General features: G+C 31.6%; 11 protein-coding genes. 5 read left to right on the forward strand and 6 right to left on the reverse strand.

Going from position 1 to position 14,108, the window contains the following annotated elements:
* Positions 1 to 104 precede the first annotated feature (104 nt).
* Together J8L88_RS11845 and J8L88_RS11850 are read right to left on the reverse strand one after the other, a co-directional pair.
* Positions 105 to 1,016, reverse strand: a complete 912-nt coding sequence (locus J8L88_RS11845; RefSeq protein ID WP_211060823.1) for a FecR family protein — start codon at positions 1,014 to 1,016, stop codon at positions 105 to 107.
* 71 nt (positions 1,017 to 1,087) lie between these two features.
* Entirely contained in the window at positions 1,088 to 1,597 is a 510-nt protein-coding gene (locus J8L88_RS11850; RefSeq protein WP_027392492.1) for an RNA polymerase sigma factor, read from the reverse strand.
* 297 nt (positions 1,598 to 1,894) lie between these two features.
* Between J8L88_RS11850 and J8L88_RS11855 the strand changes: the two genes are divergently transcribed.
* Positions 1,895 to 5,308 (forward strand): T9SS type A sorting domain-containing protein, encoded by a 3,414-nt coding sequence (locus J8L88_RS11855; protein ID WP_211060824.1) that lies wholly within the window; start codon positions 1,895 to 1,897, stop codon positions 5,306 to 5,308.
* A 157-nt stretch (positions 5,309 to 5,465) separates the two neighbouring features.
* On the opposite strand, the gene J8L88_RS11860 is transcribed toward J8L88_RS11855, so the two are convergent.
* On the reverse strand, positions 5,466 to 5,882 hold the full coding sequence (locus tag J8L88_RS11860; protein WP_211060825.1) for a hypothetical protein: 417 nt from the start codon (positions 5,880 to 5,882) through the stop codon (positions 5,466 to 5,468).
* A complete protein-coding gene (locus tag J8L88_RS11865; protein WP_211060826.1) occupies positions 5,879 to 6,790 on the reverse strand; it encodes a M28 family metallopeptidase in 912 nt (303 codons plus the stop codon). Before J8L88_RS11865 ends, J8L88_RS11860 begins: the two co-directional genes overlap by 4 nt.
* Positions 6,791 to 6,991: 201 nt before the next feature.
* Here J8L88_RS11865 and J8L88_RS11870 point away from each other — a divergent pair, with 201 nt between their 5' ends.
* A complete protein-coding gene (locus J8L88_RS11870; protein WP_211060827.1) occupies positions 6,992 to 7,789 on the forward strand; it encodes a sensor histidine kinase in 798 nt (265 codons plus the stop codon).
* A complete protein-coding gene (locus J8L88_RS11875; protein ID WP_211060828.1) occupies positions 7,786 to 8,490 on the forward strand; it encodes a LytTR family DNA-binding domain-containing protein in 705 nt (234 codons plus the stop codon). The genes J8L88_RS11870 and J8L88_RS11875 overlap by 4 nt, the downstream gene beginning before the upstream one ends.
* Positions 8,491 to 8,522: 32 nt before the next feature.
* On the opposite strand, the gene J8L88_RS11880 is transcribed toward J8L88_RS11875, so the two are convergent.
* Complete coding sequence (locus J8L88_RS11880; RefSeq protein WP_211060829.1) at positions 8,523 to 9,251, reverse strand: NUDIX domain-containing protein; 729 nt, start codon at positions 9,249 to 9,251, stop codon at positions 8,523 to 8,525.
* 77 nt (positions 9,252 to 9,328) lie between these two features.
* Between J8L88_RS11880 and galK the strand changes: the two genes are divergently transcribed.
* Both galK and J8L88_RS11890 read left to right on the forward strand, forming a co-directional pair.
* Complete coding sequence (galK, locus tag J8L88_RS11885) at positions 9,329 to 10,480, forward strand: galactokinase (protein WP_211060830.1); 1,152 nt, start codon at positions 9,329 to 9,331, stop codon at positions 10,478 to 10,480.
* A 2-nt stretch (positions 10,481 to 10,482) separates the two neighbouring features.
* Complete coding sequence (locus J8L88_RS11890; protein ID WP_211060831.1) at positions 10,483 to 11,523, forward strand: UDP-glucose--hexose-1-phosphate uridylyltransferase; 1,041 nt, start codon at positions 10,483 to 10,485, stop codon at positions 11,521 to 11,523.
* Between the two features lie 114 nt (positions 11,524 to 11,637).
* Here J8L88_RS11890 and J8L88_RS11895 read toward each other — a convergent pair whose 3' ends face one another.
* Positions 11,638 to 13,932, reverse strand: coding sequence for an FdhF/YdeP family oxidoreductase (locus tag J8L88_RS11895; protein ID WP_211060832.1), 2,295 nt, complete (start codon positions 13,930 to 13,932; stop codon positions 11,638 to 11,640).
* Between the last annotated feature and the right edge of the window lie 176 nt (positions 13,933 to 14,108).

Here is a 14,108-nt window from a genome sequence, read left to right on the forward strand (position 1 = left end):
AAAAACTCTTGTAGTGATATATTCTCATATCTTTTGTTGACCGTAGTTTGAGAAAAACAGTTAATATAAATAAGTACAAAAAAAGATAAAAAAAAAGATTTCATTTATTCCTTAACGAGAACTATGTGGTTTTCGTTGTTAAAAGTATATGAAATTTCCATAGGAACAAAGATTGTTTTTAAAGCTAGTTCAATATCATTGTGATTGTAGCTACCTGTAAAACGTTTATCTTGATTAATGTTTTTCTTATCAAAAGAAATTTTAAACTGATTTTCTAAAGATTGTATTACTTGTTTTAAGGGAGTGTTTGTAAAGGTTGTTTCTCCAGACATCCAACTAGGTTCCGTTATTTCGGTCTCCCAATTTTCAACTATGTTATCTGCAACTCTAAAGGCTTTTCCTTTGGTAAGAATAACTTCTTTAGCAGTATTATGCTCTATAGCTTTTACTTTACCTTCAGAACATATTACCTCGAAATAATCTTTTTGTGCATTAACATTAAATTGTGTTCCTAGTACTTTAACCTTTCCGGATTCAGTTTCTACAACGAAATTAGATCCTTTTTTAACTTTGAAAAAAGCTTCTCCTGTCAGGGTAACTTTTCTGTGATTTTCCCAATCTGATTCCTTGAATTTTAATTCCGATTTTGAATTTAAAACGACTTCAGATCCATCTAAAAGCTCAATGGTGATTTGTTCTCCATAATCTGTAGCGTGAGTAGTAGTATTGTTAAAGAAAAAAAAGAGTCCTATAAGAGCTAGCAGGGCCGCCGCGGCGCCATAAGTCCATTTAGTAATAAAAGTTCTTACTTTTGGTTTTTCTTGTAATTCATTTTTAATAGTGTTAAAAACTTCTTTCTTGTTGTAGTTAGGAGATTGTAATTTATCTATTTTATCAATAATAGTGATGTATTTTTGATAATCTTTTGATTTTTCAAATTCCGCTTTCTCCTTATCATTTAGATCGTTATTTAACCACCTTGCTAAAAATGTCTCGTCTGAATATGGATTTTTCATTAATTTTTCTTCTACTTCGTTTAGGCTTCCTTAATTATTAACAGGCTTATACTATATTACCCTACAAATGATTACAAAATATCTCCTAATTTTTGCCTTAAGCTTAATAAAGCATAATGTATTCGCTTTTCTATAGCTTTAACGGAAACTCCTGTAATTTCGGCAATTTCTTTATATGATTTTTTATCAATTCGTGATAATAAAAATGTTTCTCTTTGTTTTTTGGGGAGACTATTTATTGCATCATTAAGCTTAATCATAAATTCTTTCTCTTCAATAATAAATTGAGGATCTTGATTGTTAAGATCTGAATGAGGTCTTTGTTCGTATCTTAACACAACCTTTTTATGAGCAATATGATTTAATAAGTTGTTATTTGCTACTGTGTATAAATAAGATTTGGCTTTGAAAAAAACTACTTTTTTACAGTTCTTCCATAACTTTATAAATGCATCTTGTATTATATCTTCTGCTAAATCAATATCTCCACATTTATAATAAATAATATTCCGCAGTGACTCAGAACAATCATCAAAGATTGATTCAAAATTTTTTTCATCACAAACAGATTTCTTTTCCATATATTTTTCGAAGATATTTATTTTATTGATATATCAAAACAGAATATAGTTTACTCTCTAAAAAATAGTACTCTATCTTTTAAGAAACACATTTTATGATTTTTAATTTTATGTATTAATGAGAAAATTATGATATTTTAAGTGAAATAGTGTATTTGATTGATTATCAGTATGTTTTTAGTTTTTGGTTTTGAAAAAAAATAGAGTATGTTAGCGAGGTAAAAAAAACAGTAGAAAAGTAGGGTTTTATCTTTTTTACCTGTTTATTATAGAAGTAACTCAACAAAATTTGTTAAAATGAAAAAAATTATTCTTTTAGTTGTAGCATTATCTTTCTCTTATTTGGGTAGTGCTCAGTTTAATTCAAAGGCTCCTTGGATGAAGGAGTTAAATGCGCAAAAAAAGTCCTCTGGGACAGATGAGCCCCTTAAGTTTCAGGAAATTGTTGATGCGTTCAATGAGTATTGGAAGGATAAAGATCATACCAAAAAAGGTTCCGGATATAAGCCTTTTAAAAGATGGGAAGATTTTTGGAAAGACTGCTTAAACGATGATGGAACTCTAATGACTGCAAAACAAATATGGGATTCTGGATTACAGAAAAAAGCATTACAAAGTAAAATGGCTGATGATAGTAATTGGGTAGCATTAGGGCCAGATGATATTATTGATAGATCATTTTCAAGTGCAAATATTGGTAGGGTAAATGTTGTTATTGTGGATCCAGTTGATACTAATAAATATTATGCAGGAACACCTGCTGGTGGAATATGGAGATCTTTAGACGCAGGAGCATCTTGGACTCCTTTGTCTGATGAATTACCACAGATTGGGGTTTCGGCGATTGCTATAGATCCTGTAGATACCGATATTATATATATCGGAACTGGTGATGATGATGCTAACGATACCGTTAGTGTTGGAGTCTTGAAATCAACGGATGGAGGTCAGACTTGGAATACAACAGGATTAAATTTTACAGTATCTAGTGCTAATAACGTTAGTGAAATATATTTAGATCCAACTGATAGGAATAAAGTATTCGTTTCTACAAGTAGAGGATTTTATAAGTCGACTAATGCTGGGACTAGTTTTGTTAGGGTTTTTAATTCAGACTTAAATGATATGAAATTAAAGCCTGGAGATTCTAACATCATTTATGCTGTTTCGGATTCACAAGTTTTTAAATCTGTGGATAATGGAGATTCTTTTTTAACTATCTCTAGTGGATTGCCACTTTCAAGTACAAATACAAGATATGCTATTGATGTAACACCAGCTGATCCTAATTATGTTTATGTATTAAGTGCAGGAGCTGGTAGTGCTTTTCAAGGGTTGTATAAATCAACTGATAGTGGTACTACATTTACAAAAACTGCTACTACTGAAAATGTTTTCGGAGCAGGACAGGCTTGGTATGATATGGCGTTGGCTGTTTCTGATACTGATGCTGATGAGGTTTATACAGGAGAGTTGGATGTTTGGAAATCAACAGACGGAGGTGATAATTTCACTCAGGTTAATAACTGGTCGGTAAGAACAGCATCTTATACGCATGCGGATATTCACTTTTTAAGATTTTTTAATGGAGAATTGTATTGTGGTAGTGACGGAGGTATTTTTAAATCTACTAATGGTGGAACGACTTTTTCTGATCTAACGCAAAAAATGCAAATAGGACAGTTTTATGAGATAGCAGTTTCTAAAGCTAATGGAAAATCTAAGAAAATGGCTGGAGGTTTGCAGGATAATGGAAGTTTTGGTTTAACAACCTCTGGAGAATGGAATGTTTATGGAGGCGGTGATGGAATGGATGCGGCTATCGATCCTAATAACGATAATAATTATTATGGTTTTATGCAAAATGGTCAGAATCTTTGGATATCTACTAACGGTGGATTAACTCAAACTGCAAGAGTTGCGCAACCATCAGGTTCAACAGGAAATTGGATAACTCCTCTTTTAATGAATAAAGAAAGTGAGTTATATGCTGCTTATAATGCTATTTATAGATTAGATGGTAATGCTTTTACTCAGGTTTCCCCTAATTTCACAGGCAGTTCTGACACTAGAAACAGAATAGATCAATTTGAAATAGACCCTTCAAATTCTGATATTATGTTTGTTACAATTAATGAAACAATGTGGAAAAGTATAGATAGAGGTCTAACTTTTTCTGAAGTTGAAACTTTTGCTCTATCTGTTACTTCTGTAACGGTACATAGTAGTGATAGTAATATTGTTTATGTTACTACTTCTGGGAGATCAGGTAAAGTGTATGTATCTAATAATGGAGGGGAAGATTTTACTGATATAACAGGAGATTTACCAAGTATTCCTAAGCTTGTTATTAAACATCAAGATTTACATTCAGATAATCCCTTATTTGTAGGTACCTCTACTGGTGTATATAGAACAGATGATACTACTCCTGGCGTATGGGAAGCATTTGATAATAATTTACCAAATGTTCCTGTTAGGGATTTAGAAATTAATGTAAACGATGCCAATATTACGGCGGCTACTTATGGTAGAGGTGTTTGGCAATCAACAATACCAGTTGAATTAGCACAAGATGATATTCGTTTAGTAGCAATCAATTCTCCAGGAACAGAAATTAATTGTGGAGCAATATCTCCATCATTTACTGTTAAGAATAATGGAGTAAATCCAATTTCTTCAATTGCTATAGAATATATTGTAGATGGTAATTCTAATACAACTTCTTGGACGGGTAATATTAATTCTAACGAAACAGCAATTATAGACTTACCTGAAATGAATTTAGATTTAGGAATTCATAGTATAAGTGTTATCGCCTCGGTTACTAACGATACTAATGATGGTAATGATTCAATTGAAGTGAGTTTTAATACAAATAGTAGTTTTGATATCGCTCAAGGAGTTAATGATTTTGAGGATAGTGAAGATGAGTTGTTAACTAGTGGAGGTGTTTTATGGGAGCGAGGTGTTCCTGCTGGAGCTATTTTAAATACAGCTGCTTCTGGGCAGAATGCGTACGCAACGAATTTGGATGGTAATTATATTGATGGTACAACCAGTTATTTAGTTTCTAATTGTTATGATATGACAACTGTAGGAGATAATCCTGTTCTAAAATTTAATATGGCATTTGATATTGAATTAGATTGGGATTATATCAATGTTGAGTATTCAACTGATGGGGGAGCTGTTTGGAATATTTTAGGAACTGCTAGTGACCCAAATTGGTACAATAGTAATACTGCGGTTAATTTAAGTAATTGTTCTACTTGTCCTGGAGCTCAGTGGACTGGAAGAGATGCTACTATGAAAGAATATAGTTATGATTTATCTGCTTTTTCAAGTGAAAATAATTTCGTTTTTAGATTTAACTTCGTATCAGATGGTGCAGTTAATAATGAAGGAGTAGTTATTGATGATGTAATAATTGAAGGTAATACATTAAGTGTTGGTGAATTTGAAAATACTCCTGTGTTGAGTCTTTTCCCAAATCCTTCTAGCGATGTGTTTAATATCCAGTGGAGAAATGCTAATAATGTATCATATACAGTTACAGATTTAGCTGGAAAATTAATTGCTTCTAGAAACGCGGTTAGTTCTTCTGAAAATACTGCACAAATTAATTTATCTAGTTTTGCGAAAGGAATGTATTTCTTAAATGTAAATTTAGATGGCGTAGAAGAAACAATGAAGCTTATTAAGAACTAAGAATATTAATGATTTAGAAATAAAATTTCTAAAGCTGTTATAATTTTACAAAGGCTACCAGATAATAAAATCTGGTAGCCTTTTTGTTTAAGATGATTCGTTATCAAATTTTTATCGATATCATTATTTAATATAAAAGTTAAAATATATTATTAGATTAAATGTTGTGAGGTTTTTTATTTAATATCGGAAATATTAGTTTCCTCTTAATGAATAATAAAATACCTAAAATGAGGTATGATATGCTTTTTAATCCATACCCTATGGTAAATTGATAATATGCGCCTGATGGAATACCTCCACCTGGTTCTATGAGAATTAAAGCATTCAAAAATATTCTAATGACACCATAGCAAATAATCAGGATGCTCCAGTACTTTATGATTTTTTTTAAAGTTTTTTTCTGGTTTAAAAAAATATAACCAAAAGGTAAGAGGAAAATAATACTGAGCAATAATGGGTAATATAAACCTATAATCATGTACTCTAATCCTTTGTTAAGAATGAGTACAAAACTAATTAGTAATAGTATTTCGTATATATTATATTTTACAAACTTTTTTGATGATTTCATTGCACAAGAGATTTAAAAATTTGAAAAATAAATTCTGTAGATGATGCTAAATACTCAAAATTTACGGTGTCATAAGTATCCATATTAGTATGGATATAAGGTGTTGTGTCTCGTTTAGCATACTCTTCTGTGATTCCGAGGGTATTAAATCCTAAATCAATGAAAGATTGATGATCCGAGGATCCTATTTTAGTCACCTGAATAGGAATGTTATATTTTTGTGCGTTTCTCTGATATAAATTTTTTAGGATAGGTGATGGGAGTTCTATTTCAATACCAAGATTATTATCGTCATCCCAACCCATCATATCTATCGTATGAATAGAGTGTATTTCTTTACCACTATTTTTTAACATTTTGGCATATGCCTTGCTTCCTACTGTTCCATCTTCTTCTTGATCAAATAGTACCACGATAAAGTTTTTATTACGTGTTTTAAGTTGCATAAGTTTATATGCAATTGTTAAACTCAGAGTAACTCCTGTTGCATTATCAATAGCTCCAGGACAATTTCGTTCAGAATCATAATGACTTCCAAATAAGATGTATTCTTTACTTTTTGTTGTTGCAGGTAATATGGCCGATACATTGACCCCATTCATCGGTTGTAAAAACAGATCAAGAAACAGGTTTCCGTTTGTGGTTTTGTAACGATGGTTTTCGACTTTCCATCCTATTTTGGATAGATAATTAGATAAGTAGTCAGCAGTTAATTTACGTTCTTCTGGTGATGCTCTTTGTGTTATATATATGTTTTCATTTATAGGTTTTTCTCCTGTAAGTTTCATCATAATTTCTTTTTGTATTAATATCGTATCTAAGTTATTCTCCGAGTCAGTTTGAGTGAAACTTAAAAATGGTATAAGAACAAGGTTATATCGTATAATTTTTAGAAGTAGTTGCTTCATATGGCGTTTGGTTTTATCCAAAGGTATAAGGGGCATTTTTAATATTCTAAATATTATGACAGATACCAATAATAAGAGGGTCAATTCTTAAAGTATATATATAAAGATCAATTCATACAGTATTTTAAAGGATTCGACGATGATTTTAGCTTGTCTGTCCAATTGGTTGATTTAGAATGTCAAAAACAATACTTTTGATAGATGTTACGACCTTTTCTTAAATATTACCAAATCATAATTCCTCTTTTAGTGATAATTATCTCTTTGATTGGAATGGTTCGATTTAAGAGATTAGGAGAAATGTCTCGACTTGAGATTCATGATTATTATTTTCGTGTATTTCAGCTTGTGTTTTTTCTTTCTATTGTGTTTTTTGTAGTGCGCTGGGTCTTTAATCTTTGGAAAGAATACCAGACGTTAAAGAATGATAAAAATGAAGCAGAACTTATGCTCTTGAAGAGTAAGATAGACCCTCATTTTTTCTTTAATACATTAAACAATTTGTACGGTTTAGCTATAGAAAAATCTGATCAAGCTCCAGAAGTAATATTAAAACTTTCTGAAATCATGCGATATACTATTTATGAAGGAGAACATAAATACGTAACGTTAAAAAAGGAAATTGAATATCTAGAGCAGTATTTAGAAATTCATAAATTACGATACAAGAAGCAAGTTGATATTTTTTTTGAACAGAAAATTGATGATGATCAAGTAAAAATAGCCCCTTTAATGTTTATTATTTTATTAGAGAATGCCATAAAGCATGGAGCCGAAAGTATGGTCGATAGTGCATACATTAGGATAAATCTTACTGTTATGGGAAATGATGTGTGTTTTGGAATAGAAAATAATTTTAAGTCAAGAACTGAAAAAGTAACGGGTATTGGTTTGAAGAATTTAAGAAGAAGATTGCAGTTATTATACCCTAAAAGGCATGAATTAGTAATGATATCTCGTGAAACCGAATATAAGGCAATACTTAAAATTAAAATATGATTAGATATGTTATTTTAGATGATGAGCCAATTGCACATCGCATAATAGAAGGTTTTGCACAAAAGCTAAATCAATTAAAAAAGGTTGGGAGCGCTTATGATGCTTTTGAAGCTATTACTATGCTGCAAAAAAATAGTGTAGATCTTTTGTTTTTAGATATAAATATGCCTGAGTTAAGCGGATTCGAATTTTTGAAAACTCTTTCTAATGCACCTAAAATAATTGTTACTTCTGCGCATAAAGAATTTGCTTTAGAAGGATACGAATTTGATATTACTGATTATTTATTAAAACCATTTTCTTTTGAGCGATTTCTAAAGGCTGTTAATAAAGTAATTCTTTTTAAAAAGAATGAGATATACATAAAAGGTCCTGAAAAGAATCAATATATATTTATTAAATCAGGTAAGAAACAATATCAAATATCTTTAGATGATATTCTTTTCATTGAAGCTTCTGGGAATTATAGTAAAGTTTATTTAATAGATGAAATGGTTCTTACATTACGTAAAATTTCAACTTTCGAGAAAGAGTTACCAGTTAGATTTCTGAGAGTTCATAATTCTTTTATTGTATCTAAAAATAAGGTAAACGCTATAGAAGGGAATAAAATCATAATAAACGATCATAACGTTCCAATTGGTCAAACTTATAAGAGTACTATAAGTAGATTATTTACTTCTGGAGGTAATCAATTATAATTATTTTAAAGGCGAATTGAGTTTTATAAGGCTTATTGAGTACTGTTTTTTAGTATTGGCGCATCAAAACCATTTGATTTAAGCTGTTCATATTTTTCAGGATCGAACTGATATAAAAATGCACCTTTTTTAGATGAAGATTTATCTTTTTTCTTTGTGTTTTTTAATAAATCTAATGATAATATCTTTTTTCTGAAGTTACGTGCATCAAATTTTTTTTGAAAAATTTCTTCGTATAATAATTGTATTTGAGGCAAAGTAAAGTTATTAGGTAGTAGTTCGAATCCTAACGGGAAAAATTTAGCTTTATTCCTTAATCTTTCTAGTGCATCGGCAACCATTGTATTGTGATCCAATATAAGATTAGGTAATTCATTTAATGGGAACCAAAATGCTCCGTGTTTCTCAACTAGATCCTTATTGTCTTGATCTATTCGGATCAAAGCATATTGTGCTATACAAATACATCTAGCTCCAGGATCTCGATGTACGTCTGAGTATGTTTTCAGTTCTTCAGTAAAAATTTGTTCTAGGCCTGTAATGTCTTTTAAAATTCTATTAGTTGCTTGGTCCGAGTTTTCATCAGATCTAACAAAACTACCAATTAATGACCAAGAACCTCTCAAAGGCTCAATTTCTCTCTTAAAAACTAGAAGTTTTAAGATTCCATTGTCAAAACCAAAAATAATACAATCAATAGCAACAAATATTTTCTCTTTGTTCTCGTACCATCGATTCTGTTGATTTTTAGCAAAATCCATAAAAATATTATTGATAAATATAATAAATGTATTTTTTACATTTATTATATTTGTTACTTAAATTTGATATCTATATCATGAACAAAGAAAACAATTTTAATCCTGAGATCATAGTTGATTCTCCTGGACGTATAAACTTCATTGGCGGGCATACTGATTATAATAATGGATTTGTACTTCCTGCAGCAATTGACAAAAAAATAAAATTCGAATTTAAAAAGAACGGAACATCCAATATATGTAATGTTCTGAGTAAGAATTATAATAAATTTCTTGTTGTCGATCTTGCTAAAATCAAGCCCAGTAAAGAAGGTTGGGAGAATTATATTCTTGGAGTATTACAACAATTATTAGATCGATCAGATCGTGTTAGGGGATTTGATTGTGTTATAAGTAGTGAATTACCTATAGGATCTGGATTAAGTTCTTCCGCGGCCTTAGAATGTGGATTTGCTTATGGAATTAATGAATTATTTGATCTTAAATTATCGAAATTAGAAATAGCACAGTTATGCAGAGATGCAGAACATGAATATGTAGGGACTAAATGTGGAATCATGGATCAATATGCCTCTGTTTTTGGCAAAGAGAATATGGTTTTGTTTTTAGATTGTCTCTCTTTAGAATATCAGTTGATTCCTATGCAATTAATAGATTATAGTGTTTTAATTATCAATACTAATGTAGAGCATAACCTTTCTACCAGTCACTATAATAAAAGAAGGGAAGAGTGTGAAGAAGGAGTTGAGGTGATTAGAGAAAAATACAGCTCGATTTCTTCTTTAAGAGAAGTGACGCTAAGTATGTTGGAAGAAGTAAAGAAAGAAATGTCACCTGTCGTATACCAAAGATGTTTATATGTCATCCAGGAAAACGAGCGCGTACAAAAAGCAGCAGAATATTTAAAAAGTAACAATTTTAAAAATTTCGGAGAACTGTTATATCAATGTCACGAAGGATTAAGATATCAATATGAAATTAGCTGTAATGAACTGGATTTTTTGGTTGATTTCTCTAAAGGAAAGAACTTTGTTTTGGGTTCAAGAATGATGGGAGGTGGTTTTGGTGGATGTACCGTTAATATAATTCATAAGGATTTTGTAGATACCTATATAGAAGAAATAGGCTGGGCTTATGAAGATAAGTTCAATGTAAAATTAGATGCTTTTAAGGTAGCACCTAGTAACGGAACAAGTCACCAGTTACTTACTGTTAAAGAAAATCAATAAAGATGGAAGAAGTGATAAATAATAATCCGCATAGAAGATATAATATATTGACAGGAGATTGGGTGTTGGTATCTCCTCATAGGACTAAAAGACCTTGGCAAGGAAAACAAGAAACTGTGATTGTAAAAAAAATGGCTTCTTACGATGAGACCTGCTATTTGTGCCCAACAAATACGAGAATGAGTGGTAATAAGAATCCAGATTACAAAGATCCTTTTTCTTTTGTAAATGATTTTTCTGCATTATTATCAGATACTCCAGAACAAAATTATGATAACGGTCTTTTACAAGGTAGTTCTGAGCGAGGCATTTGTAAAGTGGTTTGTTTTTCACCTGATCATTCATTGACATTGCCTTTGATGAAAGAAGAAAACATACAAAAGGTAATTAAACTATGGAAAAAGGAATATAAAGAACTAGGAGAACTGCCATATATTAATCACATACAGATATTCGAAAATAAAGGAGATGTTATGGGATGTAGTAATCCGCATCCACATGGTCAAATATGGGCTCAAGAATCCATCCCTCTGGAATCTTCTAAAAAGACAAAACAACAGGATGAATATTGGGGTAAACATCAAAAGAGTTTGTTGCTATCTTATCTAGAGCAAGAACTAGAGACGAAAGAAAGAATAATCTTCGAAAATGAGGACTTCGTTTCTTTAGTTCCTTATTGGGCAGTGTGGCCTTATGAAACTTTAGTGTTGCCAAAAAGACATATACAGAACCTAAATCAATTAACAGAAGAAGAGATTGTCTCTTTTGCAAGTATTATTAAAGACATAACCATTAGATACGATAATTTATTTAACGTGAGTTTTCCATATTCTGCGGGGATTCATCAATCTCCTACTGATCAGGATAGTCATCCAGAATGGCATTTTCATATGTCATTTTACCCGCCATTATTGCGGTCAGCAACTGTAAAGAAATTTATGGTTGGTTATGAGATGTTTGCAGATCCGCAACGTGATATTACGGCAGAACAAGCAGCAGAAATGCTAAGGTCTTTACCTTCTGCACACTTCAGTAATAAGTAACGTTAGATTCTTGATGTAAGGTGCGTCAAGAATATATTTTGATTATTTCTGATTTCTATCCAAAAAAAGAAAAGGTGTTTGTTTGGAGTGTTGATTTTGTAAAATATATGACATTTATTTCTTTACTATTTTTACTACAACAGATTTACTAATAGGAGTATTGCTTTTATCAGCATAATGGTTATGCGGCACTAAGATATTTGTTTCCGGAAAGTAAGTAGCAATATTTCCTTTTGGGATATTATAAGATATTATTTTGAAATTTTCGGCTTTTCGAGTTATGGTATCATACGTACTGGTTAGATCAACAATTTCTAATGGAATAAAACCAAATTCTTTTATATCATCTGAGTTCATTAATACTACTCTTCGTTCATTAAAAATGCCACGGTATCGGTCATTCATTCCGTAAATGGTAGTGTTAAATTGATCATGTGAGCGTATGGTCATCATCAGAAATTCATCCTGTTGTAGTTGATGAGTGGGTAAGGAGCAATTACTAAATTGTGCCTTTCCATTTGGTAGTTTGCTAAAATCTAATTTGCGTACATTATTTGGTAAGTAAAAACCGGATCCTTTGGATTTTTCTTCTAATCCTTTAAAATCGCTAATAACTTCTTGCAACTTTGTTCTAATAGAAGTATAATCAGTACTTAAATTTAACCAGTCTACTGAATGGTTTCCTTTAAAATATGCGTGTGCAATGCTTCCAACAATTTCAGGTTCACTTTTCAGGTTTTCAGAAGGTGGTTGTAGCATCCCTTTTGATCTATGTACTTTACCCATACTGTTTTCTACGGTAAAAAACCTTGGTTTTCCGTCTTTTTTGTCAAATTCAGACCTTCCTAAAGTTGGTAGAATCAATGATGTTTTACCAGCTGTTGTATGTGTGCGGTTTAGTTTAGTGCTTACCTGTACTGTTAATTCGCAATTTTGTAAAGCATCTGCTGCATATTGCGTATCGGATACTGCGGAGACAAAATTTCCGCCTAGAGCAAAAAAGACTTTAGCTTTCCCTTCATGCATAGCTTTTATTGAGTGTACAGTATCTAATCCTTCTTTAGTAGGTGGTGTAAACCCAAAAACTTTTTTGACCGCATCATTAAATGCTTTTGATGCATGATGCACGATTCCAACAGATCGATCTCCTTGTACATTGCTATGACCTCTAACAGGGCATGTTCCTGCTCCTGGTTTTCCAAGACTTCCTTTTAATAATAATAAGTTTACACATTCCTTGATGTTCTCAACTCCATTCTTATGTTGTGTAAGCCCCATTGCCCAGCAAATAATGATTCTTTGTTTATTTGCTAATAAGTTTACTACTTTATTTATTAATAAAACTGAAACTCCAGATTGTTTAATGAGTTCGTTTTCATCGAAACTCTGTAAATGCTCTAAAAACGATTGATAGCCTTGTGTATAAGTTTCAATAAAATTATGATCGAAGATATCATTAGTTTCCTGATCTAGCGCTGCAAGTTTTATTAGAATAGCTTTTAACAAAGCTACATCTTGATTTATTTTTACTTGCAAGTGAATATCTGTTAGTGCTTCACCACCAGCGATAATACCTTTTATTTCTTGAGGATTTTTAAATCGGATAAGTCCTGCCTCTTCAAGTGGATTTATACTTACGATTTTGCCACCTTGCTCTTTGCACTTTTGTAACGCTGATAGCATACGAGGGTGATTGGTGCCTGGGTTTTGTCCGAGTACCATAATTACTTCGGCTTTTTCAAAATCATCTAAAGTAACAGAGCCTTTACCAATTCCTAAAGTTTCTTTTAGTGCTACGCCACTTGACTCGTGACACATATTAGAACAGTCAGGCATATTATTAGTACCAAAAGCTCTTATAAAAAGCCCGTACAAAAAGGCAGCTTCGTTACTGGATCTGCCAGAAGTATAGAACACAGCTTCATTAGGGTCATTTAATTCGTGTAGTTGTTCTGCAATTAAGTTAAATGCTTTGTCCCAACTTATAGGTTGATAATGGATGCTGTCTGGGTATAAAACCATTGGTTCTGTAATTCGTCCACTCTTTCCGATTTCATAATCTGTCCATTGCGAAATTTCTTCTACAGAATACTTTGAAAAAAAATTGGCATCAACCTTTTTATTGGTAGCTTCTTCGGCTAATGCTTTTGCGCCATTTTCACAATATTCGCCTACTTTAGAAGGTTTTTCTGGATCCGGCCAGGCACAACCTGGACAATCAAAACCTTCCTTTTGATTCATTTGAGCGAGTCCTGTGAAAGATTTCACTATTCCCATTTCTTTAAAAGCGTGCTTGAGCGCTACTGTAACTGCTTTGGTACCTGCAGCATATGTCGAAGGTTCCTTTAATATTAACTTAGAAAATGCTGTTGATCCAGTTACGGAAATGTCTCTTTTAGAATGACTCATCTAGATTAAAGAAGAAATTAATAAAATTTAATATACAATTATTGATGTAATAAATACAATAGTTCTTGAAAATAAATATTACTAGGAAATGTGTTTACTGAAGTAAGCTTGTAGCTTAAAAGATGAATTAGGCTATGTATGTAATAGTAATGTTCTGGGATGTAGTTTTTTGCTTT

Origin of the sequence: Aquimarina sp. MMG015 (assembly GCF_018100855.1) — a bacterium.
GTDB lineage: Bacteria > Bacteroidota > Bacteroidia > Flavobacteriales > Flavobacteriaceae > Aquimarina > Aquimarina latercula.

Bases quoted from the DNA above. Each gene is read 5' to 3' on its own strand.
- J8L88_RS11845 (WP_211060823.1), bottom strand. From the start codon at position 1,016: ATGAAAAATCCATATTCAGACGAGACATTTTTAGCAAGGTGGTTAAAT.
- J8L88_RS11850 (WP_027392492.1), bottom strand. From the start codon at position 1,597: ATGGAAAAGAAATCTGTTTGTGATGAAAAAAATTTTGAATCAATCTTT.
- J8L88_RS11855 (WP_211060824.1), top strand. From the start codon at position 1,895: ATGAAAAAAATTATTCTTTTAGTTGTAGCATTATCTTTCTCTTATTTG.
- J8L88_RS11860 (WP_211060825.1), bottom strand. From the start codon at position 5,882: ATGAAATCATCAAAAAAGTTTGTAAAATATAATATATACGAAATACTA.
- J8L88_RS11865 (WP_211060826.1), bottom strand. From the start codon at position 6,790: ATGAAGCAACTACTTCTAAAAATTATACGATATAACCTTGTTCTTATA.
- J8L88_RS11870 (WP_211060827.1), top strand. From the start codon at position 6,992: ATGTTACGACCTTTTCTTAAATATTACCAAATCATAATTCCTCTTTTA.
- J8L88_RS11875 (WP_211060828.1), top strand. From the start codon at position 7,786: ATGATTAGATATGTTATTTTAGATGATGAGCCAATTGCACATCGCATA.
- J8L88_RS11880 (WP_211060829.1), bottom strand. From the start codon at position 9,251: ATGGATTTTGCTAAAAATCAACAGAATCGATGGTACGAGAACAAAGAG.
- galK (WP_211060830.1), top strand. From the start codon at position 9,329: ATGAACAAAGAAAACAATTTTAATCCTGAGATCATAGTTGATTCTCCT.
- J8L88_RS11890 (WP_211060831.1), top strand. From the start codon at position 10,483: ATGGAAGAAGTGATAAATAATAATCCGCATAGAAGATATAATATATTG.
- J8L88_RS11895 (WP_211060832.1), bottom strand. From the start codon at position 13,932: ATGAGTCATTCTAAAAGAGACATTTCCGTAACTGGATCAACAGCATTT.